This is a genomic window from Streptomyces sp. NPDC036984 (assembly GCF_055607665.1).
On sequence record NZ_JBVJRL010000005.1, the window covers coordinates 299,773 to 325,882 of the forward strand.

At 72.3% G+C, this 26,110-nt stretch carries 18 protein-coding genes and 1 pseudogene; 9 read left to right on the forward strand and 10 right to left on the reverse strand.

The window, feature by feature from the left end; genetic code table 11:
- Nucleotides 1-221: 221 nt before the first annotated feature.
- From ACZ7DL_RS13185 to ACZ7DL_RS13205, 5 genes are all read left to right on the forward strand, one after another.
- Nucleotides 222-1,253, forward strand: coding sequence for a LacI family DNA-binding transcriptional regulator (locus ACZ7DL_RS13185; protein WP_470774088.1), 1,032 nt, complete (start codon nucleotides 222-224; stop codon nucleotides 1,251-1,253).
- A 58-nt stretch (nucleotides 1,254-1,311) separates the two neighbouring features.
- Entirely contained in the window at nucleotides 1,312-1,668 is a 357-nt protein-coding gene (locus ACZ7DL_RS13190; protein WP_470773978.1) for a CU044_2847 family protein, read from the forward strand.
- 2 nt (nucleotides 1,669-1,670) lie between these two features.
- Nucleotides 1,671-6,419 carry a trypsin-like peptidase domain-containing protein gene (locus ACZ7DL_RS13195; RefSeq protein ID WP_470773980.1) on the forward strand — a complete coding sequence of 1,583 codons (4,749 nt, stop codon included), beginning with the start codon at nucleotides 1,671-1,673 and terminating at the stop codon, nucleotides 6,417-6,419.
- 155 nt (nucleotides 6,420-6,574) lie between these two features.
- Entirely contained in the window at nucleotides 6,575-7,927 is a 1,353-nt protein-coding gene (locus tag ACZ7DL_RS13200; protein WP_470773981.1) for an amidase, read from the forward strand.
- 176 nt (nucleotides 7,928-8,103) lie between these two features.
- Nucleotides 8,104-8,391 carry a hypothetical protein gene (locus ACZ7DL_RS13205; RefSeq protein WP_362032382.1) on the forward strand — a complete coding sequence of 96 codons (288 nt, stop codon included), beginning with the start codon at nucleotides 8,104-8,106 and terminating at the stop codon, nucleotides 8,389-8,391.
- 450 nt (nucleotides 8,392-8,841) lie between these two features.
- Here the strand turns inward: ACZ7DL_RS13205 and ACZ7DL_RS13210 are convergent, their stop codons facing one another.
- Entirely contained in the window at nucleotides 8,842-9,381 is a 540-nt protein-coding gene (locus ACZ7DL_RS13210) for an SRPBCC family protein (RefSeq protein ID WP_470773982.1), read from the reverse strand.
- Between the two features lie 137 nt (nucleotides 9,382-9,518).
- On the opposite strand from ACZ7DL_RS13210, the pseudogene ACZ7DL_RS13215 reads away from it, so the two are divergent.
- Nucleotides 9,519-10,650 (forward strand): annotated as a pseudogene (locus ACZ7DL_RS13215) (IS630 family transposase).
- Nucleotides 10,651-10,657: 7 nt separating this feature from the next.
- Here ACZ7DL_RS13215 and ACZ7DL_RS13220 read toward each other — a convergent pair.
- Together ACZ7DL_RS13220 and ACZ7DL_RS13225 are read right to left on the reverse strand one after the other, a co-directional pair.
- Complete coding sequence (locus ACZ7DL_RS13220; RefSeq protein WP_470773983.1) at nucleotides 10,658-11,143, reverse strand: GNAT family N-acetyltransferase; 486 nt, start codon at nucleotides 11,141-11,143, stop codon at nucleotides 10,658-10,660.
- Between the two features lie 59 nt (nucleotides 11,144-11,202).
- Nucleotides 11,203-11,376, reverse strand: a complete 174-nt coding sequence (locus tag ACZ7DL_RS13225) for a hypothetical protein (RefSeq protein WP_470773984.1) — start codon at nucleotides 11,374-11,376, stop codon at nucleotides 11,203-11,205.
- Between the two features lie 492 nt (nucleotides 11,377-11,868).
- Here ACZ7DL_RS13225 and ACZ7DL_RS13230 point away from each other — a divergent pair, with 492 nt between their 5' ends.
- On the forward strand, nucleotides 11,869-12,264 hold the full coding sequence (locus tag ACZ7DL_RS13230) for a hypothetical protein (RefSeq protein WP_470773985.1): 396 nt from the start codon (nucleotides 11,869-11,871) through the stop codon (nucleotides 12,262-12,264).
- A gap of 112 nt (nucleotides 12,265-12,376) precedes the next feature.
- Here the strand turns inward: ACZ7DL_RS13230 and ACZ7DL_RS13235 are convergent, their stop codons facing one another.
- The 6 genes from ACZ7DL_RS13235 to ACZ7DL_RS13260 all read right to left on the reverse strand — a co-directional run bounded on the left by ACZ7DL_RS13235 (nucleotide 12,377) and on the right by ACZ7DL_RS13260 (nucleotide 21,580).
- Nucleotides 12,377-13,894, reverse strand: coding sequence for an SDR family NAD(P)-dependent oxidoreductase (locus ACZ7DL_RS13235; RefSeq protein WP_470773986.1), 1,518 nt, complete (start codon nucleotides 13,892-13,894; stop codon nucleotides 12,377-12,379).
- Between the two features lie 389 nt (nucleotides 13,895-14,283).
- Nucleotides 14,284-15,615: a wax ester/triacylglycerol synthase family O-acyltransferase gene (locus ACZ7DL_RS13240; RefSeq protein ID WP_470773988.1), complete on the reverse strand. Its 1,332-nt coding sequence runs from the start codon at nucleotides 15,613-15,615 to the stop codon at nucleotides 14,284-14,286.
- Nucleotides 15,616-15,761: 146 nt separating this feature from the next.
- Nucleotides 15,762-18,083, reverse strand: coding sequence for a GH92 family glycosyl hydrolase (locus ACZ7DL_RS13245; protein WP_470773989.1), 2,322 nt, complete (start codon nucleotides 18,081-18,083; stop codon nucleotides 15,762-15,764).
- A 284-nt stretch (nucleotides 18,084-18,367) separates the two neighbouring features.
- Nucleotides 18,368-19,588, reverse strand: coding sequence for a glucose-1-phosphate adenylyltransferase (glgC, locus tag ACZ7DL_RS13250; protein WP_470773991.1), 1,221 nt, complete (start codon nucleotides 19,586-19,588; stop codon nucleotides 18,368-18,370).
- A 50-nt stretch (nucleotides 19,589-19,638) separates the two neighbouring features.
- Nucleotides 19,639-20,790: a glycogen synthase gene (gene glgA / locus ACZ7DL_RS13255; RefSeq protein WP_470773993.1), complete on the reverse strand. Its 1,152-nt coding sequence runs from the start codon at nucleotides 20,788-20,790 to the stop codon at nucleotides 19,639-19,641.
- A gap of 40 nt (nucleotides 20,791-20,830) precedes the next feature.
- Nucleotides 20,831-21,580: a (2Fe-2S)-binding protein gene (locus ACZ7DL_RS13260; RefSeq protein WP_470773994.1), complete on the reverse strand. Its 750-nt coding sequence runs from the start codon at nucleotides 21,578-21,580 to the stop codon at nucleotides 20,831-20,833.
- A 228-nt stretch (nucleotides 21,581-21,808) separates the two neighbouring features.
- Between ACZ7DL_RS13260 and ACZ7DL_RS13265 the strand changes: the two genes are divergently transcribed.
- Complete coding sequence (locus ACZ7DL_RS13265; protein WP_470773996.1) at nucleotides 21,809-23,107, forward strand: DMT family transporter; 1,299 nt, start codon at nucleotides 21,809-21,811, stop codon at nucleotides 23,105-23,107.
- Here ACZ7DL_RS13265 and ACZ7DL_RS13270 read toward each other — a convergent pair.
- Nucleotides 23,097-24,266 (reverse strand): transglycosylase family protein, encoded by a 1,170-nt coding sequence (locus ACZ7DL_RS13270; protein WP_470773997.1) that lies wholly within the window; start codon nucleotides 24,264-24,266, stop codon nucleotides 23,097-23,099. The genes ACZ7DL_RS13265 and ACZ7DL_RS13270 overlap by 11 nt on opposite strands.
- Before the next feature lie 283 nt (nucleotides 24,267-24,549).
- Here ACZ7DL_RS13270 and gndA point away from each other — a divergent pair, with 283 nt between their 5' ends.
- Nucleotides 24,550-25,989, forward strand: coding sequence for an NADP-dependent phosphogluconate dehydrogenase (gene gndA / locus ACZ7DL_RS13275; RefSeq protein ID WP_470773998.1), 1,440 nt, complete (start codon nucleotides 24,550-24,552; stop codon nucleotides 25,987-25,989).
- Nucleotides 25,990-26,110: the final 121 nt, after the last annotated feature.

Sequence of the window (26,110 nt, forward strand, 5' to 3'; positions counted from 1 at the left end):
TGGCGCCAGAGACCTTGCACGCGAGCTTCGGAGAAAGTCAATGCATTCATCCGGACTAAAGAAATAGTCCGTTCATTAGTGCAGGTCAGAGATGTCCGGCCGAGATCTTGCCGCAATTCGCTAATGCGCTTTAGGGTCTTGACACTCAAGCGCATTAGCGAGCACCGTCAGGAGGGGTGAGCAACGTGCCGACCAGACGGTCCCCCGCACGCCGGCCGACCATGAAGGACATCGCGCGCCGCGCCGGAGTCTCGGAGAGCGCCGTGTCGTTCGCGCTCAACGGCCGACCCGGCGTCTCCGAGGCCACCCGTGCCCGGATCCGCGGCGTCGCCGAGCAGCTCGGCTGGCGCCCCAGCACGGCCGCCCGCGCCCTGTCCGGCGAGGGTGCGGCGACGGTGGGCTTCGTCCTCGCCCGTCCCGCGCACACGCTGGGCGTCGACTCGTTCTTCCTCCAGCTCGTCTCCGGCATCCAGGAAGTCCTGGCCGAGCGGCACCTGGGGCTGCTGTTCCAGGTGGCCGAGGACGTGGCCGACGAGTGCGCGGTGTACCGGCGCTGGTGGGCGGAGCACCGGGTGGACGGCGTCCTCGTGGCCGACCCCCGTGCCGCGGATCCCCGCCCGGAGCTGCTGGACGAACTCGGCCTGCCCGCCGTCGTCATCGGCGGCGCGCCCGACGTGCGCCACCCTGGGCTGTCCACGGTCTGGGCGGACGACGCGGGCGCGATGGCATCCGTCGTGGACGAACTGACGGCGCTCGGCCACCGGCGGATCGTCCACATCGCCGGCCTGCCCGAACTGGCCCACACCCGGCGCCGTATCGCCACGCTGCGCGCGGAGGCGGAGCAGCGCGGCCTGACCGAGGTCCGCTCGGTGACCACGGACTACTCCGACACGGAGGGCGCCGCGGTGACGCGCCGGGTCCTCGGCACCGCTCTGCCCCCCACGGCCCTCATCTACGACAACGACGTGATGGCCGTGGCGGGCGCGGCCGCCGCCGCCGAGCTGGGCTTGCGCGTCCCGCAGGACGTGTCGGTGGTCTCCTGGGAGGACTCGGCGCTGTGCCGCATGGTCACACCGCGGCTGTCCGCACTGTCCCGCGACAGCGCCGAGTTCGGCCGTACGGCGGCCCGGGAACTGCTGGCCCTGCTCGACGGCGACGCGGCGCGCGCGGTGGGCGTGCCCGTGCCCCGGCTCACGGGCCGGGGCAGCACGGCGGCCGTACCGGCCAACCAGCTGGCCGACGAGGCCACTTGAGGGACCGGCCGCCGCTACGATGAACCGACCGGCAGCGGCGGGCAAGAGGAGAGCGGGCTTGGACCAGGAACTGCACGCGGACGGCGAGACGGTCGTTCCGGTCGAGATCGACGGCCAGAAGGTGCTGTTGGCGATCGGGCCCGGGGGCGGCAAGGCGGCCCCGGCTCTCGGCGAGGAGCAGGAGATCGGCTGGCGCAGGCCCCGCCTGGAACCAGTGCTCGACGGCCTGACCGCGGTCGCCCGCGCCATGGGCACGCGGCTCCAGCAGACCGGGGCGTCCAAGGCGACCGTCGAGTTCGGCTGTGACGTCTCCTTCGACACGGGTCAGTTCCTGGCCGTGGTCGGCAAGGCCTCGTCCAAGTCCACCTGGAAGGTCACCCTGGAGTGGACCACCCAGGAGGCTCCCGGGGAATAGGAGTGCACGGCTGGACAGAGCACCTGGAGGCGGCGACCGTCGCCCTGGACCTCCCGGACGGCAACGGATACGGGACCGGCTTCGTCATCGCCCCCGGGGTGGTGGTGACCTGCGCCCACGTCGTGGCCGGCGCGCGGAGCGTACGGGCGCGGATCGTCGGTTCCGGCCTGGAACTCGCGGTCACGCTGTCGGACGACGACCAGCACAAGGCGGCCAACGGACTGGACCTGGCGTTCCTGCGGTTCGACCCGGGGGCCGCCCGCACCGGCGTGGTCCTCACGGCACCCGCCCTGTCGCCCGGTGACCGCATGCGGGCCCACGGCCACCCGCAGGGGCACTACCGGCCGGGCCAGTGGGCCGCGCTGGAGTATCTCGGAGACTCGCGGCTCACCTTCGACGACCCGATGTCCATGCCGCGCGGCTACGGCACTCCGGTCGGCGAGGGCTACAGCGGCAGCCCCGTGGTCAACGAACGCACCGGCGCGGTCTGCGGCATGCTGGCCCGCTCCGACCTGGCCGGCAGCGCCCATCTGGTGCCGATCGCGGAGATCCTGGCGCGGTGCACGGCACCGGAGCCGCCCGTCACCTGGCTGCGGACCCTGACGGACGAACAGCTGCGGTCGGGCGGCTTCCGCCACCCGGGCCCCGACCTGCGGGACTACCTGGAGGCGGCGCGGGCCGAAGCGGACGAGCACCCCTACGCGAACCTGCTGAGCGGCACCAGGGACATTCCGCTCTCCACGGTGTACGTCCGGCAGGACGCGTCCGACGTCAAGGACGCACCGGACCGGCAACCGGGCGAGCGGAAACCGCCCGCCGCCGAGAGCGTGCTCGACATCCAGCGCCATGTGCTGTTCACCGGCGGCGCCGGAGCGGGGAAGTCGAGTCTGCTGCGCCGGCTGACGTACACGGCCGCCAACGCCTGGCTGGAGGACCCGGCGGGCGCGCCGTCGTACATACCCGTGCGCGTGGCCGCGGACCAGCTCGGGGACCGCCCCGTCCCGGAGGCGCTGGCCGAGGCCGTACGGCGGGATCTCCCGGGCCTGCGCCGGTCACCGTCCGCGGAGTTGTTCGCATCCGCTCCGCTGCCGGGCGTGGACTGGCTCGTCTGCGTCGACAGCCTGGACGAGGTACTGGACTCGAACAAGCGGAACAAGGTCATCCAGGTCATCCAGGTCTGGGCGGCGCGCGAGCCGCACATGCGGTTCGTGGTGGCCAGCCGTTCGCTGGTCACCTCGGAGATGCACAAGCTGAAGTCGCTTCAGCGGTACGCCCTGCTCGAGTTCGGGGACGAGGAGATCCGGAAGGTCGCACGGGCCTGGTTCGAGGCGCTGGAGGTGACGGACGCGGCACGGCGGGCGGACTGGCTGATCTCCGATCTCCGCCACGGCCGGCTCAGCGAGGTCGCCAAGAACCCGCTGTACCTCACCATGATCTGCATCGTCACGGCCACCGGTGAACTACCGCGCAATCCGGCAGAGTTGTACGCGCGGTTCATCGACTTGCTCCGGCGAAAGGGCGCCCAGCACCTCCGGTCCGGCAAGGCCGGCGGGTACGGCATCACCCCCGCGCTGCTGTCCCGGGTGCACGACGCGCTGAGCCCGGTGGCCGAGCGGCGGCAGGCCGGGGACACGCGCCCTCTGCTGGACCAGGTACTCGAGCTGCTGTCCATCGACGGCCACGACGAGCCTGTGGAACGGGACGTCGTACTGCGCGCGCTGACTTTCACCGGGCTGATCACGCAGCGGGCGGGCGGCCTCGCCTTCCTGCATCACACGGTCCAGGAGTACCTGGCGGGCTATGCCATCGCCCAGCGGCTGCCACCGGGCGCGCCGGAGGCACTGCACACCCTGCGCGAGGCGATCGCCGCCGAACGGCCGAACGTGATCCTGTTCATGGCCGCGGCCTGGCGCGCCCAGGGACACGCGCTGGACGAGTTCCTGCGCACCGCCGTACGGGCGGGCGGCTGGCGGGAGTTGCTGCTGTGCGCAACGATCCTGAGTGACGAGGCGAGCACCGACCGGGAGCTGGTGGCGTGGTTCGCGCGGGCCGTGATCAAATTGCACGGACGGCATATTTCGGCCGGGGGCGACATCCGTGAGGACACGGTCCTCGCCCGGCTCTACGCGGTGCTCCACGAGGACGACCTGCGGGACCTCGTGCGGGACAGAACCATCACGCACCTGCCACGCCTCACCGCATTGCAGAGTTATGTGCGGCGTGCGGGCCACCAAGCGTGCGATCTCGCCGACGAGCTGGCCGGTGAGACGGACCTGCCCTTCCGACAGCGCATCAGCGCGGCCCGGCTGACCGCCGCGGCGGGAGACCTCTCCACCGCCCTTGACCGGCTGACCGCCATCGCGCGTGATCCCCTCCAGCCGCCCGGTGGCCGGCTGGAGGCGGCCACGGCAGCGCTGCGTCTCGACAGCACCGCCGGAACGGAGCTGCTCGCAGACCTGCTGGCCATGGCCACGGACCTCGGGGAGACCGACATCGTCGGCGGAGTGCGGGCCATCGGGCACGCCACGGATCGGGACACGCTGAGGAGACTGAGCACAGCCCTGGCGGACAACCCGGTCCATGACAACATGAGCCCGCACCAGTCCCAGTACGTCCTGGGTTCCCTTTTTCGGAACACGTCACCCGAGGTATTGGACGGCCTGGCCATGGACTCGTCGGCGCCGCCACACCTCCGCGTCAGGGCACTCTCGGCGCGCGTAGCCGTCACGCACGCGGTGCTGTCCGACCTGCTCCGTGATCCGGCCGGTTCCGACCCACTCATCCGGTCCGTCGTTCACCTGTGCGATGATCCGCTCCTCGTGGCGAAGGCCGCACGCGACGGCAGGCTCGGCCACCCCACTCGCCAGGTCGCCGTGGAGCGGCTCGTCCAACTCGGCCGGCTCGACACAGCAGGCTCCTGCGTCGATGCGTTGCTGTCCGACTCGCTGGACGACGCCGACATCATCAGTCTTTCCGGCACCCTGCTCGACCTGGGACAGACGGCGCGGAGCAGAGAGATGATGCTCTCTGCGTTGACCGACGGGGACCTGAGCGTGAGCGATCGGCTCAGATGCGCCGCACGACTCCTTGACACCGGAGACGTCACGCCGGTGCGCGGCACGCTGACGGCGCTGATCGCCGACCCCGACGTAGCGGCCGACGACCGGTGGTCGGCCGTCCAGCTCCTGCACAGGGACACCGCCGAGCAGGAGAACCCCTTCGCCCAGATGGCGTCGGACGGCGCCCTGCCGACTTCGGTACGCCACCAGGTCGCGGAGCATCTCCTGGCCACAGGCCGGCGGGACGCCGCCGCAAGCGTGCTGCGCGCCCTGGCCGACGACGTCCTGTCCGGCATGGTGGACCGCATCCAAGCCCTCACCGACCTGGCCGAGATCGATCTCCGTGCGGCCTCCGAGACACTTCACCGGGTGCTGGACGAGCCCGGGCTCCCGGACGAGCATCTGTGGCAACTGCTGGAACTCGCCGACGCCTGCCTGCCGGACGCTCCGCTCCGCGGCCGCATCGAGGCCCTCCTGGACGACGAGACCGTCCCCGCGGCTTCCCTTCTGGAAATCGAGACGCACCACACCGAGTACCGGACTGCCATGGTCCCGCTGATGCGTCGTGTGCTCACCCGGATCGCGGACGACCCGGATGTCGGCCCCGGCCCCCGGTGCCGGGCCCTCGCGCACTGCGTCGGCTGGGTCCCTTACCCCGAGTGGAGACAGCGCATGGCCGCGCAGCGCGGCACCGACCCTCTGGTCCTCCTCAGCATGCACGTCGACCAGGCCGTGGTCGGTTCGTACGTTCCTTCACCCGGATTCTGGGAGTTCCTGAGCTTCGGCAGGATCGGGCAGGACGAGATCGACACCCCGACGGGTGTCCTCGCGAGCGTGGATCCCGGAACGGCACTGGCCCAGTGGCTGGAACTGCTCGAAAAGCGCGAGGTGTCGGCCGTCACGACTCTCCGGCCCCTGTACCGGTTGTTCCGCGAGGAAGGCTCGCAGCGCGAGGCGGACGCCCTCCTCCTCGCCTGGGCCGAGGATCCGCACGCTCCCCTGACCGACCGGATCGCCGCCGCGGAGACGGGAACCGGGAAGTCATCGGCACGCTGGTACGACCTGGCCGCCGCCCCCACCACCCCACCCGAACTCCGCGTCGAGATCTGCGAGTCGCTCCCCACCAGCGGCGCCCACAACCGCATCCCCCTCACCCGCGCCCTGGCCGCCGACCCGGCCGCTCCCCTGTCCGTCCGGGCCAAGGCCGCCGCGCTTCTCGCCGAAGACCTCGGCGAGGAGGGCCGCGCCGTCCTGCGTGCCCTCTCCAACCCGGACACCACGGACCCGGAGGCGCACCTCGCCGCGGCAGCCGCCTGGGAGAGCCTGGAGGTGGGCAACGAGGTGGTGGCCGCCTGCCGCCGCGTGCTGGAGACCGACGGCACGGCGGCCGGGCAGCGGGTGCGGGCGGCGAAGACGCTGGCGCGGTACCGTCCGGTTCGGCACGTCGCCGCACGCACCCTGAAGGCCACCCTCGCCGCCCCGGGCGCTCCCGCGGCGGCCCGCGTCGAGGCCGCCGAAGCTCTCCTCGCCCTCCGCGCGACCGCCGACGCCCACCTCGGCCTGTTCCGCCTCGCCCGGGAGACGGGTCCGGACAAGGCCCTGCGGAAGCGGATCCTGGACCTGCTCCCGTCGGACCTGCGGGCCTGCGCCGAAGCGCCGGCCGACGGCCTCGGCCGCTCCGCTCCGCCCTGAGTCACGCGCCCCGGCGGCTGGACACGGCACGCCTCCCCCGGACGGACCCGGGCTTCCGGTCGGGCGTGCGCCGTGGCCCCCTCGACGTGCGGGACCCCGAACGGGCACAGTTCTCCCGACGTGTGTTCCGTACGCATGAGTAACGAGGAGCGCCTGTGAGCAGTTGGGCCGGCCGGACCGCAGCCGAGATCGCCGCCGCCGTCCGCGACAAGCGGGTCACGCCCCGGGAGGTGGTGGCCGAGCACCTCGCGCGGATCGAGCGGCTCGACGGCCGGATCGGGGCGTTCCGGAAGGTCCGGGCGGAGGCGGCGCTCGCCGAGGCCGACGAGCTCGCTTCCCGGGCCGATCTGACCGAACTTCCGCTCGCGGGCGTACCGTTGGCGGTCAAGGACAATCTGAGGGTGCGCGGCGAGTCCTGCCGCAACGGTTCCACCGCCACCCCGGACACCCCGGCAGCCGAGGACCATGTGACGGTGGCCCGGCTGCGGGCGGCCGGTGCGGTGGTCGTCGGCCTGACGAACGTACCCGAGCTGTGCGTCTTCGGCACCACGGAGGGCCCGCACGGCACCGCCCGCAATCCCTGGGACCTCTCCCGCACGGCGGGCGGCTCCTCCGGCGGCAGTGCGGCGGCGGTGGCCGCGGGGCTGGTGCCGCTGGCGCTCGGCAACGACGGGATGGGGTCGCTGCGCATCCCGGCCGCGAACTGCGGGCTGGTCACGCTGAAACCGGGCCACGGGGTGGTGCCGGCGGGGATCGGCAACGGTGACTGGTTCGGCATGTCGGAGAACGGCCCGCTGGCCACGACGGTCGAGGATCTGCGGCTGATGCTGGCGGTCCTCGCGGACACGGAGTTCGGGCCCCAGGAGGAACGGCCGGCCTGGAGGATCGCCGCCTCCCCGCGCAGTCCGCTCGCCGGGGTGAGCGTGAGCCGGCCGTATACGACCGCGGTCCGGCAGGCGGCCGGTGTGCTGGCACGGGCCGGGCACCAGGTGCGGCGGGCCGAGCCGCCGTACCCGCTCTCCCTGGGGGTGACCGCGCTGCGGCACTGGACGGCGGGTACGGCGGTGGACTCCGCGGGCCTGGACCCGGCGCTGCTGGCCCGCCGGACCCGGGTGCACGCGGCCCTGGGCCGCCGCTTCGTCCGCCGGGTGCGCACCAGCCCGGCCCGCGAGCGGCTGCGCGCCCGGCTGACGCCGTTCTTCACCGAGTACGACGTGCTGCTCACGCCGACCCTGGCCCGCCGCTCCCCGCAGGCCGGCCCGTGGCACGAACGCGGCTGGCTGCCCAACATCCTCGCGAACACGGCGTATTCGCCGTTCACCCCGCTGTGGAACCTGACCGGCTGGCCCGCGATGTCCGTCCCCTTCGGCACCCTGCCCTCGGGCGCCCCTTGCGCCGTCCAGCTCGTGGGCCGGCCGGGCGCGGAGGGCGTGCTGCTGCGCGTGGCGGAGGAGCTGGAGCGGCTGAGCCCCTGGCGGCGGACGGCGCCGGTGGCCGATGAGGGCTAGTGCCGCATCAGGCAACGTTCGCCCTTTCGAGGGCGTGACTCCGTGTGGAGCAGCACGTCATGCGCGATGATACGACGCGGCCCAGGATCGCTATGTGAACTGGCGGACGTCGCCGTCGCCTGGTTCCGGCCCGGACGTGGCAGCCTGCCGCGTCTCTGCGATCTGGAAGGACCCAAATGCCGATCGTCCTCATCTCCCCCGAGTTCACACAGGAGCAGTACGAGGAGACGAACCGCAAGTTGACGGGGGGCAAGCACCGGATGGAATCTCCAGCCGACTGGCCCGTAGAGGGTTTGCTCGCACACATCGCGGGACAGGGCGAGAGCACCTTCCGCGTCGTCGACGTCTGGGAGTCCGAGGAGGCCCTCAACCGCTTCGCTGAGATCCTCGTTCCGATCCTCCGTGAGGCCGGTGTCGAGGGCGACCCGGAGGTGTATCCGGCACTCACGTACGTGTCCGCCTAGGGGATCAGCCGCCTCGGGGCAGTGCTGTGCCCGCCCCGTCGGCGCTGATGCCGCCGGCGGGGAGCCTTTTCACACGATCGAACAACGTCAGGTCAGCCGGTGCCACAGCAGGAAGGCACTCGCGGCGGAGTACCGCCTGGTCGTCCGGGAACCGCAGTGCCGGGAGCCTGTCTGCGGGCTCGAGCCACCGGGTGCTGCGCTGGCTCAGGCCACGTTCGCGCGGGTGACGACCGCGCTGATACGGCACTAGTGCCCCGACAGGCAACGTTCGCCGTCGCCCCCACTACGTCCAGTGCGACGACCGGCGACCGACGGCGGCCGCTCGCGTTGCGGGCCCGAGGGCGCGGGCCCGCGGAGTGGCGTGGCAGGTCCGCGCTCCTCACCCACCGGCGGCGGCGACTCCGCTCGCCCAGGCGCCGAAGCCCAGCCGCGAGGCGGCGATGAAAGCGGTCAGTGCACCGGGTCGGCCTCCTCGGCGAGTGCCTTGAGGCCACGCAGGGTGGATTCCATGTTGGTGCGGAGCTCGGCGATCCGGAAGGCCACGAACTCCTCCTCGCGCTCCGGTGCCCGGTCGATCGCCAGGCTGACCCCGGAGCGTCCCGGCCCGATCCGAGCGAGGTGCCGCAGTCTGGTACCGGTCCCCTCGGGCTCGAGCTCGAAGCGCCACGTGGCCATGGGCTTCGCGGGGTCCGGGACCGGGTCGCCGTACCGGCCGTCCGGGTCCACGACCACCCAGCCGAACACCCGCCGCTCCTCCAGTTCGACGACGTGCGAGACGGTCCGCCACTCGCCGATCATCCGGTGGCGGTTGTACCCCGCAAAACAGGCCCCCACGGCGGGCCCCCGAGCGCTGTCGAGCCATTCGGCACGCTGCAGTTCGGGGCTCAGACGGGCCGGCAGTCCGATGTCCGTCACCAGGCCCCACACTCGCGAGGGATCCGCCTCGATGTAGACGTCGCAACAGACTCTGGGCCCCTCGGCGTACCGCATGGTTTCCCTCCCTGGTGGTCCGGCCGGACGGTCCGTTGGCCGGGCCCGATCCTAGGGCCGCATCAGGAACGTTCGCCCGGCGATGAGGCGTCACTCTGTTGCTGTCCTGGGCGGCGCCGGACGGCCAGAATGATCGCGTGGCTGAACGTGTGCAGGTCCGAGAGATCGATGACGACGAGGGCAGGCGGTTGCTACGGATCGTCCGTAGAGGCACCGGTTCGGTGGTGACCTGGCGGCGGGCTCAGATGGTGCTGTTATCCGCGCAGGGCATGCACGTGGCGAAGATCGCCGAGGTGACGTTCACCAGCCCGGACCGGATCCGAGATGTGATCCACAACTTCAACGCGGACGGGTTCGACTCGCTCTACCCGAAGTACAAGGGCGGCCGGCCCAAGACCTTCAGCCTCCCCGAACGCCGCGAGATCAAGAAGATCGCCAAGTCCAAGCCGGCCGAGCACGGCCTGCCGTTCTCGACCTGGAGCCTGGCCAAGCTGGCCGACTTCCTGGTCGCCGAGGGGGTGGTCGACGACATCAGCCACGAGGGCCTGCGGGCACTGCTCCGCGAGGAGGGCGTCTCGTTCAACGCGTGAAGACCTGGAAGAGCTCACGCGATCCCGACTACGCGGCCAAGAAGGCCCGCGTCGAGCACCTCTACGCGATCGCCGACGGGGAGGTCGTCCCCGAGGACGGTGAACCCGAAGTCGTCTTATGCCTCGACGAGTTCGGGCCGCTCAACCTCCAGCCCCACCCCGGTCGGCAATGTGCCGAGCGCGGTGGGAAGCACAAGGATCCCAGCCGCGGCCCCCGGCCCCGACGCCGGGCGACCTATACACGACCGCACGGGGTCCGCCACCTGTTCGCCGCCTACGACCTGGGCAGGGACAAGCTCTACGGCCACATCAAGCCGAAGAAGAACCGGACCAGATTCTTGGAGTTCTGCCGCTACCTGCGCAGCCTCTACCCGCCCGAGATCCGCATCGCGATCGTGCTGGACAACTTCTCCCCGCACCTGACCACGAAGAAGGACACCCGGGTCGGCGACTGGGCAGCGGCCAACAACGTCGAGTTCGCCTACACGCCGACCAACAGCTCCTGGCTCAACCGCATCGAAGCCCAATTCACCGCCCTGCGCTACTTCGCTCTCGACGCACCGATCATGCCAGCCACAAGGAGCAGGGCAGCATGATCCGCCGCTACATCATCTGGCGGAACAAGCACGCCGCCGACGAACGCCTACGTGAGGTCGTGAACAGGGCAAACGTTGCCTGATACGGCACTAGTCCAGCGCCCGGTACATGATGTGCAGGCCCACCCTGCCGTGCCGGGGGTGCTCGTACGCCTCCGGGACCGTGCCGAGGATCGTGAAGCCGAGGGAGGTCCACAGCGCGACGGCGGGGTTCGTCTCGACCACGGCGTTGAAGACCATCGCGCGGTAGCCCTGTGCCCGGGCCTCGGCGAGGACGTGTTCGGCGAGGGCGCGGCCGACGCCGCGGCCCGAGCAGTCCGGGTCGACCATGAAGCCGGCGTTGGCCACACCGGCGGCGGGGCCGCCGTAGTTGGGCGTGAGGTAGGCGGAGCCGACCACGGTCCCGGAGGGGTCCTCGGCGACGTAGACGCGCTTGGCCGGGCCCATCCACAGGGCGCGGGCCGCTTCCTCGGTGGTCTCCGGGTCCCACGCGTAGGTCTCGGCGGCGGCGACGATCCGGTGCCAGAAAGGCCAGATCCGCGGCCAGTCCTCGGCCGCGGCTTCTCTGATCAGCATGGGCGTGAGTCTGTCACGCCCATGCGTGCGGCGATCGCGACGGATCCGACCTTGGAGGGTCAGTCCACGCTCGGCAGGATGTGGGGCTCGGCGAGGTCGTCCTCGTAACCCGCGAGGCGGATGGGGGCGGACCGGGCCCACACGTCGAGGCTGCCGAGTTCTCCGGGCCGGCGGCCCGCCCGCTCCGTGCCTTCTTTGGGGCGCTGTTCGCGATTCGTCTTCTCCGGTGTCACCGCGCACTCCTTATGTGTCGGGTCACCCTCGGGGCGTACCGGACAGTCCGCGCTCCGGCGCTCGACGCCCGCTCGGGTCTGAAGGGAAGGCCGGTTCGGACGCGGTGGCGCCGGTACCTCGTGTCAGAGCAGGCCGTGGTCAACCGGCTCGCCCCAGAACGGACGGTGGGTGTGGGTGGGACCCCTTACTGCTGTCCGTCCGCTCCAGATTAACCAAATGAGCAGGCATCCGCTCGATAGGGAGTGCAAACAAGCTGTAACCGATACGCTTCCGGAGCCCTCCAATGCTCCTTAATATGGCGCTTTTTGGAACAACACGCTCACTCGTCCCCCCCCTCCAATCACCCACTCGGCCTACATGACCGAACAGTCCTTCGATCCGAGTCGGCAACTACCGGCCCGACCCGGCGCAGTTCAGGTGCCGTTGGCCGGGTGGCAAGCCGGCCATGATCTGCTGACGCGGCAACGGCTGTCTCGCGGAAGGACTGACGCATGGAACTGCGCAGTGTCGAGGAGCTGATGGACCTGCTGTACGCCGGCCGGCACCAGCACGCGCTGCGGACCGCGGCGCTGTTGCGCCGCAGCCGTCCCGCCGACAAGGAGCTCCAGGTGGCGGGGCTGGTGCACGGCATCGGGCCGGTGCTGAGCCCGGGCGACGAGGCGGCGGGGGCGCACAGCGCGGCCGAGGCGGTGCGCGCCCTGCTCGGGGAGCGGGTGTTCCGGCTGGTACGCGGGGACGCGGGCCCCGCCGACGACGATGTGCTGCGGCTGCGCCAGGCCGACGAGGAGGGCTGCACGGCCGGTTTCGACGCGGGCGTGCTGGAGGACTGGCGCACGGTGCTGGAGCTGGTGGCGGCCCGCCACGCACGGCTCGGCGCGGTCGACTGAGGCCAGACGACCGCCGCACAGCGGCGGTCACGGCCGAACACCGGACGGCCGCCGCCCTGCCCCACACGGCCATCGCCCTGCACCGCGCCGGGCGCGTCACCCGCCCGGCGGCTCACCACTTGCCGGGCGCGTAGTCCTTCATGAAGACGCCGTACAGGTCCTCGCCCGCCTCGCCCCGCACGATCGGGTCGTAGACGCGGGCGGCGCCGTCGACCAGGTCGAGCGGTGCGTGGAAGCCGGCCTCGGCGAGGCGCAGCTTGTCGTAGTGCGGGCGCTCGTCGGTGATCCAGCCGGTGTCGACCGAGGTCATCAGGATGCCGTCGGCCTCGAACATCTCGTGGGCGCTGGTCCGCGTGACCATGTTCATGGCGGCCTTGGCGGCATTGGTGTTCGGGTGCCCCGCGCCCTTGTAGCCGCGGTCGAAGACACCCTCCATGGCCGAGACGTTCACGACGTAGGCCCGGCCGCTCGCCGCCTTCTTCGCCGCGTCGGCCATGACCGGGCGGAGCTTGCTGATCAGGATGAACGGCGCCGTGTAGTTGCACAGCTGGGTTTCGAGGAGTTCCACCGGGGAGATCTGGTCGATCGTCTGCACCCAGGTGTTGCTGTCGACGACGTCGGGAAGCAGGCCGCCCGCGTCGATGGCGGTGCCGTCGAGGTGCCGGGCGACGCTGGCGTTGCCCGCGACCAGGGCGAGGTCGGCGACCTTCTGTGCGTCGAGGCCGCTGGTGCCGACGGGCAGCGCGGCAAGACCGTCGACCGCGCCGGAGTTGAAGGCGCCGATGACGTGGTGGGCGGGCAGCTCGCCGGCGGGCAGCGGGGCGCTCTCGCCCTCGACCAGGGCGGCGTAGGCGGAGGGCAGGCGGCGCACGGTCTGCGTGGCGTTGTTGATCAGGATGTCCAGCGGACCCGCCTCGGCGACCTGATCGGCCAGTGCGACGGCCTGGGCCGGGTCGCGCAGGTCGATACCGACGACCTCCAGCCGGTGCATCCAGTCCGCCGAGTCCTCCATCGCCTTGAAGCGGCGGATGGCGTCCTTGGGGAACCGGGTCGTGATCGTCGTGTGCGCGCCGTCGCGCAGCAGGCGCAGCGCGATGTACATGCCGATCTTGGCGCGGCCGCCGGTGAGCAGGGCGCGCTTGCCGGTGAGGTCGGCGCGGGCGTCCCGCTTGGCGCGGTTCTCGGCGGCGCACTTCTGGCAGAGCTGGTGGTAGAAGTAGTCGACCTCGACGTAGCGCTGCTTGCAGACGTAGCAGGAGCGCGGGCGCTGGAGTATGCCCGCGATCGGGCCGGTGTCGACCTTGGAGGAGGGCAGGATGCCCTCGGTCTCGTCGTCGATGCGCTCGGCGGAGCCGGTGGCGGTGGTTTCGGTGACCTTGCGGTCGTGGGCGGTCTTGGCGGCCCGGCGCTCCTGGCGGCGGCGCTGCTTGACCGTCCGGTAGATGTGCGAGGTGGCCCGGCGCACCTTGATCGCGTCGGGGTGGTCGACCTCGAGCTGGTCCAGCTCCTCCAGCACGCTCAGGCAGACGGCCAGCCGCTCGGGGTCGATACCGGGCCCGTAGACCACCTCGTCCATGGAGACGTCCGTGGGCACGTCCATGGACGCCGAGCTGTCCTCTGTCACCGTCATCGCGCTGCCGCTTCCCTGATCACCCGCGCAGCGCTCCGACTCGCGCCCGCTTTCGAACGGGGAATTTTACGGAGCGCGGGCCACGGCACCAAACCGCTTTGATGCGATCCCCCTCACCACCCACCCCCACAACGCCGCCCCGCCGGCCCCCGCACCGCCCCCGCCCGCCGTCGCACCCCCGCCCGCCAGCCTCCCGCACCCACCCCGCCCCGCCGTCGCGGCCGGCGTCGCGGGGCGTCCGTGGCGTCCAGCGGCGCGCGGGAAGCCCGGGACCGGCACGCGCCCGCCGGCCGCCGACGTCGGGTGCGGCCCGCGGGGGCCACCCGCACCCGACGACGAAAGCCGCACAGGCGGTGCGGGTGGGGACCCTGGTCCGGCCGAAGGCCGGCTCAGTACGCGCACGCCGCCAGCAACGTCTCCATCTCGGCCGACACCGCGTACGCGAACCGGTCCAGATCCGGCACGGCCTGCGCGTCGGCGACAAGCCCGTAGTGCACGCGCCCGCGATACGTGGAGATCGCCACCGCCAGCGCCTGGCCGGGCGCGAGCGGCGCCAGCGGATAGACCTCGGTCAGCTCCTGGCCGCCGAGCCGGAGCCCGAGGCCGGGCAGCGGCACGCTGGTGACGAGGATGTCGTACCAGAGCCGGGCGGCCTGGCCGACCAGCGGCCCGCCGAGCCGGTGGCCGAGCGCCGGGACGTGGTCGGCCAGCAGGGCGACCGCCCCGGCGCCCCGGTGGGGGCCGGCGTCCTTGTTGCGGACCATCGCGGTGCGCACGGTGTGCAGGCGGCCCAGCGGGTCGGGCTCGCTCACCGGAAGCGGTATCAGATAGCCCGAGAGCCGGTTGCCCTGCGGCTGGGCCGCGTGCGAGCGGCGCCGGGAGACGGGGATCAGGGCGCGCGGCGCCACACCCTTGCTGCCGTCACCGCGCTCGTCCAGCCAGCTGCGCAGGGCGCCGGCGACGACGGCGATGAGGACGTCGTTCACGGTGCCGCCGGCGCTCTTGCGCACGCGGTGCACGTCGTCGATGTCGACGACGACCCCGGCGGTCCGGCGGGTCCCGCTGGGCGCGGAGGTGAGCGCGGGGCACGGGCGCATGCCGAGCGTGGACCGGGCCAGCGAGGCGCCGATGTCCAGCGCCCGGCCCATGTCGGACAGTGCGCCCCTGACCAGCCCGGGGACCAGTGCGGGCAGCCGGCGCACGTCGGACAGCAGGCCGCGCGGCGGTTCGATGGCGCGGGGCCCGCGCTCGGGCAGGTCGACCGGGTCCAGGACGCCGGCGGCGAGCTTCAGCGCGCGCAGCCCGTCGGCGAGGGCGTGGTGGAACTTGAAGAGCACCGCGAAGGACACCCCGTCCTCGCCGGGCAGCACATGTGCCTCCCAGGGCGGCCGCGTGCGGTCCAGCGGGCGCTCCATCAGCCGTCCGGCGGCCGCCTGGAAGTCGTTCGTCGGGGCGTGCAGCCGTACGTGGTTCAGCGGGTCGAAGTCCGGGTCGGTCTCGCGGGCGGCGCCGCCGAAGGCGAGCGGCTGCCACAGGTCGCGGATGCGCAGGCGCAGGCCGGGCACGGCGGCGGCGCGGGCGGCGAGCAGGTCGGCGGCGTGGGCCCCGGCGGTGGGCGAGTGCGCGGCGAAGACGCCGAGCGCCCCGAGGTGCATCGGGTGCCGGTCGGACTCCATGTTCCAGAACGCCAGGTCGAGTGGAGCGAGCAGGTCGGAAGTCAAGGGCTTGCCTCACGCGTCGACGACGGGTGGATCAGCAGTCAATCCCCGTCGACCGATTACGGTCAAGTACGATCAAGATACGCACAGTTAACAGCAGATTAAGTCCCGCCCCTCCGAAAGGGGCGGGATGCAGGAGACAGCTGAGGTCACCTCAGGACGGGCGGCGCCGACGTGGGTGAGGTACCCCACTCTGACGGGCGCGGGCCGACCGTGAACGCGAGCGAGCGCAGGGAGCGCAGCGAACCGGTCGTCAGATAGGTCCGGCCGTGCGGCCTTCCGTCCGTGTGCACGGCCTGGACGTAGCGGTCGGTGGCCGAGGTGCCGGGCGCGGTCACCGTCAGCCGGCCGCTCGGCCAGTAGCGGCGGTCCAGGGCGAGGTCGACGCGGTCGAAGACCGGGGTGGTCAGGCCCCAGGTGCCGAAGCCGGGCTGGACCGGGAAGATCCCGATGGACGACAGGACGTTCCAGGCGGACATGGTCCCGAGGTCGTCGTTGCCGGTGATGCCGGTGGGGCCGTCGGTGAAGAGGGTCAGCGCCGCGTGCACCACGTCCGTGGTCTTCCAGGGCTGGCCGGTGGCCAGGTAGGTGTAGGGCGCGATGAGGTCCGGCTCGTTCATCGGGTTGTAGAAGGCGGCGTTGTAGTACGCGTACGGATCGCCGTGCACCCAGACCTCGCGGGCGGTCCTCTCCGGGTCGGCGAGCAGCCGGTCGTAGGCGAAGAAGGCGTCCAGGCGGGCGTTGGCCGCGCGCGTGCCGCCGATCAGATCGACCATGCCCGGGACGTCCTGCGGGACGAGCCACTGGTACTGCCAGGCCGTGCCCTCGTGGAAGCCGATGCCGCGGGCCGGGTCGGGCGAGCCGGTGAAGGCGCCGGAGGCGTCACGGGCGCGGAAGAAACCGGTGGTGGGGTCGAAGACGTTCCGGTAGTTCCGCGAGCGGGCGGCGTAGCGGGCCGCGTCGTCCGTGTGCCCGAGGCCGCGGGCCATCTGGGCGAGCATCGCGTCGGCGAGCGCGTACTCCAGGGTGACCGAGGCGCCGTGATGGTAGTCGGAGTCACCCATCTTGGCGTACGGACGGCCCTTGACGTAAGGCGCGAACCCACCCGCGACGTACTCGGCGTTGGCCTCCCGGCCGATGCCCGGGTACGCGGCGGGCGGCACGCCGTCGGCGTTCTTCTTCAGTGCCCGGTAGGCCCGCTCCTCGAAGCCCTTCAGCAGACCGGCGTGGTAGGCGGTGGTCAGGAACGGGGTGACCGGGTCGCCACTCATGATGTTCGTCTCGACCGGGCCGTAGCCCCACTTGGGCAGCCATCCGCCGTCCTCGTCGACCGCGACGACCGACCGCGCCATGTCCCGCGCCTCGCGCGGTGCGAGCAGGCCGAGCAGCTGGGCCTGGGTGCGGTAGGTGTCCCACAGCGACCAGTTCTGGTAGTAGGTGAAGCCCCGGGCGCGGTGGGTACGGCGGTCCCAGCCGAAGTAGCGGCCGTCGGCGTCGCTGCCGATGTTGGGCGCGAGGTACGACCGGTACAGCGAGGAGTAGAAGGTCCGGCGGAGCGTGGGCGTGCCGCCCGCCACCCGGACGGCGGCGAGCCGCCGCTCCCACTCCTCGCGCGCGTGGTGGCGTACGGCGTCGAAGGGCCGGCCGCCCTCGGCACGCAGGTTGGTCGCGGCGCCGGCCGCATCGACGTACGACAGGGCGGTGGTCGCCTCGACCGTGCGGTCCTTCGTGGTGTCGAAGCGGAGATAGGCCCCGCCGGGCCCGCTCCGGGCGCCCGGGGTGACGGTCCGGCCGTCCCAGGTGCCGTAGGCGGTGAAGGGCCGGCTGAAACGGGTGATCGTGTAGACCGTGTAGGGGCCGGTGTCCCGGCAGAAGCCGTGGCCGGTGATCTCGGTGCGCACGGTGCGGTCGTCGAGGATCTGTACCGCGCTGCTCACCGGCTTGTGCAGCGACTGGGCCGCGTTCACCAGGACGTTGGCCTTGTCGGTGGCCGGGAAGGTGTAGCGCTGCACGCCGGTGCGGGCGGTCGCGGTCAGTTCGGCCCGGATGCCGGAGGCGAGGCCCACGCGGTAGTAGCCGGGGCTCGCCTCCTCGTCGTCGTGCGAGAAGGCCGCCGCGTACCGGGCGTAGTCCGTCTGTGTGACGTCGCCGGTGGTGGGCAGCACGGGCAGGTCGCCGCCGATGCGGCAGCCGACGCCCGAGAGATGGACCAGGGAGAAGCCGCGGATACGGTTCTGCGTGTAGTCGTAGCCGGTGCTGTGCCCGGTGTCCGGGGAGAGCTGCACCATGCCGAAGGGCACGGCCGCGCCGGGGAAGGTGTTGCCCTCGTTCTGGCTCCCGATGAACGGGTTCACCAGGTCGGTGAGGTGGCCGTCGGTCCGCTCGGCGGCCCGGGCGGCGGGGGTGGCGATCAGCGCCGACGCTGCCATCACCCCGGCCAGACAGAGCCTCGTGCGCCGGGTCCCTCTCATGTCGGATGACCTCCGCAGGTTGCACATCGTTGCCTGCATCCTGAGGGGCGAAGGCCGCAAACCCGGGCATCCTTGGTGTTTTCCTCGGAACGCGTCGCGCGGCGCGGGGCCGGACGACCGCGGGGTGACGCGCGGTCAGAGAGCCAGCCTGAAACCTCGTGGCTGCGCGCGAAGCCGAGTGCGGTGTAGAAGCGGTGCCCGTCCTCGCGGAACTCCGGTACGGCGGCGGCGGACATGGCGCAGACCCTATCCGGGCCGCCGTGGCCCGCCTGCCCGGTCCCGGGCTACGGGACCCGCTGGCCCTTGCCCAGCGCGATGACCCCGCCCTTGGAGACCGTGTACAGCTCGGCGTCCCGCTCCGGGTTGACGCCGATCGTGGCCCCCGGCGGCACCTCCACGTTCTTGTCCAGGACCGCGCCGCGGACCACCGCGCCCCGGCCGATCCGGACGTTGTCGTGCAGGACCGAGCCCTGGACGACCGCACCCGGGTCGACGCGCACGCCCGGCGAGAGCACCGACCGGGTGACCTGCCCCCGGATCAGACAGCCCGCGCTGATGATGGACTCGCTCGCGATACCGCCCGCGTTGAACCGGGCCGGGGAGAGCTGGTTGGAGTGGGTGTAGATGGGCCACTGACGGTTGTACAGGTTGAACGCGGGACGCTCGGCGATCAGGTCCATATGCGCCTCGTAGTAGGCGTCCAGGGTGCCCACGTCCCGCCAGTAGCCCTGGTCGCGGGTGGTCTCGCCGGGCACGTGGTTGTCGCTGAAGTCGTACAGCTGGGCCTCGCCGCGCGCGGTGAGCTGGGGCAGGATCGAGCCGCCCATGTCGTGCACGGACTGCTCGTCCTCGGCGTCCCGCTGGAGCGCCTCGATCAGCGCCTTGGTGGTGAAGACATAGTTGCCCATCGAGGCGAACACACACTCGGGGTCGTCCGGCAGACCGGGCGGGTCCGCGGGCTTCTCCAGGAAGCGCTCGACGGTACGGCCGTCCGGCCCCGGCGTGATCACCCCGAAGGAGGAGGACTCCGTGCGCGGCACCCGGATGCCGGCCACGGTGACCCCCGCGCCGCCCTCGATGTGCTGCCGGACCATCTGCCGCGGGTCCATGCGGTAGACGTGGTCGGCGCCGAACACGGCCACGTACTCGGGCTGTTCGTCGTGGACGAGGTTCAGCGACTGGAGGATCGCGTCGGCACTGCCCAGGTACCAGCGCGGGCCGAGCCGCTGCTGGGCGGGGACCGGGGTGACGTAGTTGCCGAGCAGGCTGGACATCCGCCAGGTGGTGGTGATGTGCCGGTCCAGCGAGTGCGACTTGTACTGGGTCAGCACACAGATGCGCAGCACGTCGGCGTTGACGAGGTTGGACAGGACGAAGTCGACCAGCCGGTAGGTGCCGCCGAAGGTGACGGCCGGTTTGGCCCGGTCCGCCGTCAGCGGCATCAGGCGCTTGCCCTCGCCGCCCGCCAGCACGATCCCGAGTACGGAAGGCCCTCCACGACGCATGGCCGCTCCCCTCACCGTGGTTGAACCATGGCTGCCCCGAGCCGGCCGGACTAAGCCTGCTTGAGGATCTCCTCGTACAGCCCGGCCGTGCGTCGGGCCACCGCGTCCCAGCCGAACTCCCCCACCGCGCGCGCCCGTCCGGCCTCCCCCATCCGCCGGGCCGCCACCGGGTCACCGAGCACGGTGTCCAGCGCCCGGGCGAGCCCGGACTCGAAGCCGTCGTCCGCCTCGACCAGGAGACCGGTCCGGCCGTCCGCCACGACCTCGGGGATGCCGCCCACCCGGGACGCCACCACGGGCGTGCCGCAGGCCATCGCCTCCAGGTTGACGATCCCGAGCGGCTCGTACACCGAGGGACAGACGAACACCGCGGCACGCGTCAGGAGTTGGATCACCTCCGGGCGCGGCAGCATCTGCGGGATCCAGAACACGCCCGCCCGGACCCGGCGCAGCTCCTCGAACAGGTCCCGGAACTCCCGGTCGATCTCAGGCGTGTCGGGCGCGCCCGCGCACAGTACGACCTGGGCCCCGGGGTCGATGTCCCTTACCGCGCGCAGCAGTCGGGGCACGCCCTTCTGCCGGGTGATCCGGCCGACGAACAGGACGTACGGGCGGGCGGGGTCGATGCCGTGCCTGGTGAGCGCGTCGGTGCCGTGGTCGGGCCGGTAGAGCCGGGTGTCGATGCCGTTGTGCACGACGTGGACCCGGGCCGGGTCCAGCGCCGGATAGCAGGCGAGGACGTCCTCCCGCATGGCGCCCGACACGGCGATCACCGCGTCGGCGGCCTCGATCGCGGTACGCTCGGCCCAGCTCGACAGGGCGTATCCGCCTCCCAGTTGCTCGGCCTTCCAGGGGCGCAGCGGCTCCAGCGAATGGGCGGTCACCACGTGCGGGACGCCGTGCAGCAGCTTGGCGAGATGGCCGGCGAGATTGGCGTACCAGGTGTGGGAGTGGACCAGCTCGCGGCCTTCGAGGGCGGCGGCGATGGAGAGGTCCACGGAGAAGGTGCGCAGCGCGTCGTTGGAGCCGTCGAGGGCGGACCAGGGGCGGTGGCGTACGACGCCGACCCCGCGCCCCTCGCCCCAGCAGTGCACCTCCAGGTCCACCAGGTCGGTCAACTCGCGGGCGAGGAACTCCACGTGGGCACCCGCGCCGCCGTACACATCCGGGGGGTACTCCCGGGTCAGAAGTCCCACTCGCACCCGACAACCCCCTTGCACCGGTGGCACGTTCCCTTCATGGTCACCCAGATGCGGCCCCCGGGGAAGAGCGCGGCGGGCGGGTGAGGCAGCAGTCGCCGCAGAGACCGCCGCCGGGCACCCGGTAGTACAGGCAGCAGCTGCGGCGCCGGAAGGCCGTTCCGGTACGGGTACCGGTGGCGTTCAGCAGGGGGTGGGCGAACAACTCGTCGGTGAGGGCCCGGGTGCGGGCCGCCACCTCGGTACGCCCGTGCGCGCGGGCCCAGCGGCTCAGCTCCCGGGCGGTCGCGGCGAGCGCCGAGCCCGCGTTGCCCCGGAGCAGGCCGGCGGCCACGCCGTAGCGGTCCCGCAGGGTCGCCGTCAGGGGCTCCAGGTGGCCGTGCAGCACCGTGTCGGCGAGCGTGGCCGCGTCGCCGGGCAGTGGGTGCAGCCCGGTGAGCCACAGATCGTCCGGGGCGGCGGCGAGGACGTCCCAGCGCAGCAGGCGCGGGTCCAGGTCGGGCAGCCGGCCGTACAGGACGGCGCAGCCCAGGGCCGCCGACCACAGCCGGGCGGCCAGCCCCTGCTGGGCGATGGAGGCGGCGACCCGGGGCTCACGCGTCCCGAGCCGGTCCCCGACGGTGCTCACCCGCAACACCACCGGATTCCGGTGACCGTCCGAAGTCCCCCCGCCGTACGCCTCCGCGAGGGACGGCAGCCGGGCCGCCTCGCCGCCGGCCGTGTCCGGGAGCGTACGCAGGACGAAGAAGCCGCCGAGCGGGCGCAGCGCGGCGAGATCGGGGTCGAGGTCCACGACAGGTACTGGTACCAGGTGCGCCGGCCGGGCGAACCGGCGGGTCTCCACCCCGCGTCACCCCTCCCAGGGATGATCGCCCGGCCGGTGTACTCCATCGGCAGTAGGACGCATTGCGTGCTCAGGTACGACGACGGGCAGGGCGCGGGCGGGCAGAGTGGTCGTCATGGAAGCCGACCGTACGTCGCGCCGGGCCCAGGACGCCCGCCGCCCGCAGAGGAGACACCGATGAGCGCCCTGGCGTTGTCCGTGCTCCTGTCGGTCGTCTCCGCCCTCGCCTACGCGGGCGGAGCGATCGTGCAGGAGCAGGTCTCGGTGTCCTCCCCGGACAGCGCGTATCTGCCGCTGCGCCGGCCGGGCTGGTGGGGTGCGCTGGCGCTCAACGGCCTCGGCGGCGTGCTGCACGTCGTGGCGCTGGCCTGCGGGCCGCTCAGCCTGGTCCAGCCGCTCGGCGCGCTGACCATCGTCTTCGCGCTGCCCATGGCGGCGCTGTGCGTGGGCCGCAGGGCCGGCGCGACCGCCTGGCGCGGCGCCCTCATGGCCACGGTGGGCCTCGCCGGTCTGCTGTCCCTGGTCGGCTCCTCCGCCGGGCACTCCCTCGATCCGGCCCAGCGGCTCGCGGTCGCCCTGGTCACCGGCGGGGCGGTGGCGGCGCTGGCGTTCGCGGGCCTGGCCGCACACCGGCATCCGGCGGTGCGCAGCGTGCTGCTCGCCACCGCGTCCGGTGTCGCGTTCGGCATGTCGTCGGTGTTCACCAAGACCGTCGCCGTCGACTGGAGCGGGGGCATCGGCCTTGCCGCGCTGTCCTCGCTCGCGGTCATCGGCGTGTTCGCGGCCGCCGGGGTCCTGCTGTCCCAGGCCGCGTACCGGGGCGGCGGCCTCGCGGCCCCGCTGGCCACGCTGACGGTGGTCAATCCGGTGCTGGCCGCCGCGGTCGGCATCCTGATGTTCGGCGAGATGTTCCGCTACGGCACCACCGGCACCGTGCTCGCCCTGGCCTGCGGTGTGGTGACAGCGGGCGGGCTGATCATGCTGACGACGGAACGGCTGGAACAGGCGGTACCGGAGGCTTCGGCAGAGCCGGCGGGACAGGCGTCGGCGGTACCGGAGACTTCGGCAGAACCGGCGGTACCGGAGACTTCGGCGGAGCCGGCGGGACAGGCGTCGGCGGTACCGGACTCGGCCGTGCCCGCCTCGACCGGGCCCTCGGCCGAGGCGCCCGCCGCGTCCGCCGCGCGCGGCAGGCCGACCGCCGCCGCGGCGCGTGCCCTCGCCGAAGTGGGTCTCGGCATACCGCAGCAGCGTGCGGCCGTGGAGGACGGGACGGGGCAGGCCGCTTTCGCCGGGGCGGAGGAGGCGGTGCTGCGGGAGTTGCTCGTGCCGGGGCGGGCCGGCAGCGGGGCGGACGCCGGCGGTGGCGAACCGCCGGCCGACGGTGTGCTTCCCGCGTCGTACACCCCGCTGCCCGCGGGCGTCCATGTGCCGCTGCCGGTCCTGGACCGGCACCGTACGCGCGTCAGATCCTGACGCCGCCGGCCCGCAGATAGGCGAGCGGGTCGATGTCCGAGCCGAAGCCGGGCCCCGTCCGCACCTCGAAGTGCAGATGCGGGCCCGTGACGTTCCCGGTCGAGCCGGAACGGCCGATGCGCTGGCCCGCGGTGACGCTCTGACCGGTCCGCACGGAGATGGCCGACAGGTGGGCGTACTGGGTGTAGCGGCCGTCGGCGTGCCGGAGCACCACCTGGTAGCCGTACGAGCCGCCCCAGCCCGCGGCCACCACGTGCCCGGCGGCCGCCGCCTTCACGGAGGTGCCGGTCGGGACGAGGAAGTCCACACCCGTGTGGTAGCCCTTCGACCAGTGGGAGCCGGCGACGTGGTAGCCGGTGCCGACGGACGCGGTCACCGGGGCGACGAGCGCGTGCCGGGCCGGTGCCGGGGAGTGGTGCGTGGTCGGGTGCTCCGAAGGTGCTTTCTTCTTCGGGGCCTTGGGGGGCTTGCTCTTGGTCGGGGTGCCGTTCAGGCTGAGCCGCTGGCCCGGCAGGATGAGGTCGGGGTCGGCGCCGATCGCGGCGCGGTTGCCCGCGTACAGCGTCCGCCAGCCGCCGCGCACGTGGTGATCGCCGGCGATCCCGGAGAGGGTGTCACCGTGCACCACCGTGTACATCTCGGCCCGGCCGGCCCGGGACTGCGGAGTGGTCTGCGGCTGCACGTCCTTGACGGAACCGGACTTCGGCGTAGCGGACTTCGTGGTACCGCTCTTGGCGGGGCGCGCGGACGCGGAGTCGGGGTGTACGTCGGGACCGCCGCCGCCCCGGGCCAGCCCGGCCCGCACCGAGCACACGGGCCAGGCGCCGGGCCCCTGCCCGTCGAGCACCCTCTCGGCGACGGCGATCTGCTCGTCCCGGGTGGCCAGGTCGGCGCGCGGTGCGTACCGGGCGCCGCCGTACGCCTCCCAGGTGGACTGGGTGAACTGGAGCCCGCCGTAGAAGCCGTTGCCGGTGTTGATGCTCCAGTTGCCGCTGGACTCGCAGGCGGCGACCTTGTTCCAGGTGGCCGCGTCGGCGGCACTCGCGGTGCCGGCGGCGACCAGCGGGATCGCGAGGCCGGCGCCGCCCGCCGTGACGGTGAGTGAGGCGCGGTTGATCCTGTTCGGCTGGTACCGGCGGTGCCGGCCGCGTACGGCCATGTCCGAATTCCCCTCGGCATGCGTCAGGAGGGGAAAACGTAAGCGCCGCGAACAGGCCATGACAAGACTGTGAATCGGCCGCTCGCGACGGCCAAGTGGCCGGTAACGGCCCTTTCTTGAGCCCCTCCCCGACTCGACGTGCCGGTGACTGAGGCGGAAGGCGGGCGCGCTGCGTACACATGCGTGGCGGGTCGGATGTGCGCTCGCCGTAGCGGCACGTCAGGATGGGCGAGGACCCGTACTGACGGAACCGTAGTCACGAGGCAAGCAGGGAGCAGGCGGTATGAGCACTTCAGCGCAGATCGGTGTCACGGGCCTCGCGGTCATGGGCCGCAACCTCGCCCGGAACTTCGCCCGCAACGGCTACGCGGTCGCCGTGCACAACCGTACGGTCTCGCGGACCAAGGCGCTGGTGGAGGAGTTCGGGCACGAGGGGGACTTCGTCGCGGCCGAGACCGCCGAGGACTTCGTGGCGGCGCTGGAGCGCCCGCGCCGCCTGGTGATCATGGTCAAGGCGGGTGAGCCGACGGACGCGGTGATCGAGGAGTTCGCCCCGCTGCTGGAGCCCGGCGACATGATCATCGACGGTGGCAACGCGCACTTCGCGGACACCCGGCGCCGGGAGCGGGAGCTGCGCGAGCGCGGCATCCATTTCGTCGGCACGGGCATCTCCGGCGGGGAGGAGGGCGCGCTGCACGGGCCGAGCATCATGCCGGGCGGTTCGAAGGAGTCGTACGAGTCGCTGGGCCCGATGCTGGAGAAGATCTCCGCGAAGGCCGCCGACGGCGCGCCGTGCGTGACGCATGTGGGCCCCGACGGTGCCGGGCACTTCGTGAAGATGGTGCACAACGGCATCGAGTACGCCGACATGCAGCTGATCGGCGAGGCGTACCAGCTGCTGCGCGATGTCGCCGGGTACTCCCCCGCGCAGATCGCGGACATCTTCCGCACCTGGAACACCGGCCGGCTCGACTCGTACCTGATCGAGATCACCGCCGAGGTGCTGTCCCATGTGGACCCGGCCACCGGCAAGCCGTTCGTGGACGTGGTGGTGGACCAGGCCGAGCAGAAGGGCACCGGCCGCTGGACGGTGCAGATCGCCCTGGACCTCGGCGTACCGGTGTCCGGCATCGCGGAGGCGGTCTTCGCCCGCTCCCTGTCCGGCCACGCGGCGCTCCGCGAGGCCTCGCGCGGGCTGGCCGGGCCGAAGCCGGCCCCGCTCGGCGAGTCGGAGGCCGGCGCCTTCGCGGACCGGGTGGAGCAGGCGCTGTACGCATCCAAGATCGTGTCGTACACCCAGGGCTTCCACGAGATCGCCGCGGGCAGCGAGGAGTACGGCTGGGACATCGACCTCGGCCGGGTCGCCTCCATCTGGCGCGGCGGCTGCATCATCCGCGCGGCCTTCCTCGACCGCATCCGCGCCGCGTACGACGCCCGCGCCGACCTGCCGAGCCTGCTGTCGGACGAGACGTTCGCGCAGGAGATCGCCGCCGCGCAGGACGACTGGCGCGAGGTGCTGATCGCCGCGACGCGGCGGGGTGTGCCGACGCCCGGGTTCGCGGCGGCGCTGGCGTACTACGACGCGCTGCGCGCGGAACGCCTGCCGGCGGCTCTGACGCAGGGGCAGCGGGACTTCTTCGGGGCGCACACGTACCGGCGGGTGGACCGGGACGGTTCGTTCCACACCTTGTGGGGCGGGGACCGGTCGGAGGTGTCCGCCTAGGGGCGGCCCCGGGGGCGGTCTGGGGTGGGGTGGCTCCGGGGGCGGTCCTGGGTTGGGGCGGCTCCGGGGGCGTCGCCCCTCATGGGGCGGGCGCTGTCGCCCGCCCCATGATGTCACGTGA

Excerpts from the sequence above, each read along its gene's own strand:
- ACZ7DL_RS13185 (WP_470774088.1), top strand. The coding sequence starts at position 222 with ATGAAGGACATCGCGCGCCGCGCCGGAGTCTCGGAGAGCGCCGTGTCG.
- ACZ7DL_RS13205 (WP_362032382.1), top strand. The coding sequence starts at position 8,104 with ATGCCGATCGTCCTCATCTCCCCCGAGTTCACACAGGAGCAGTACGAG.
- ACZ7DL_RS13210 (WP_470773982.1), bottom strand. The coding sequence starts at position 9,381 with ATGCGGTACGCCGAGGGGCCCAGAGTCTGTTGCGACGTCTACATCGAG.
- ACZ7DL_RS13220 (WP_470773983.1), bottom strand. The coding sequence starts at position 11,143 with ATGCTGATCAGAGAAGCCGCGGCCGAGGACTGGCCGCGGATCTGGCCT.
- ACZ7DL_RS13230 (WP_470773985.1), top strand. The coding sequence starts at position 11,869 with ATGGAACTGCGCAGTGTCGAGGAGCTGATGGACCTGCTGTACGCCGGC.
- ACZ7DL_RS13235 (WP_470773986.1), bottom strand. The coding sequence starts at position 13,894 with ATGACGGTGACAGAGGACAGCTCGGCGTCCATGGACGTGCCCACGGAC.
- ACZ7DL_RS13245 (WP_470773989.1), bottom strand. The coding sequence starts at position 18,083 with ATGAGAGGGACCCGGCGCACGAGGCTCTGTCTGGCCGGGGTGATGGCA.
- glgC (WP_470773991.1), bottom strand. The coding sequence starts at position 19,588 with ATGCGTCGTGGAGGGCCTTCCGTACTCGGGATCGTGCTGGCGGGCGGC.
- ACZ7DL_RS13265 (WP_470773996.1), top strand. The coding sequence starts at position 21,809 with ATGAGCGCCCTGGCGTTGTCCGTGCTCCTGTCGGTCGTCTCCGCCCTC.
- ACZ7DL_RS13270 (WP_470773997.1), bottom strand. The coding sequence starts at position 24,266 with ATGGCCGTACGCGGCCGGCACCGCCGGTACCAGCCGAACAGGATCAAC.
- gndA (WP_470773998.1), top strand. The coding sequence starts at position 24,550 with ATGAGCACTTCAGCGCAGATCGGTGTCACGGGCCTCGCGGTCATGGGC.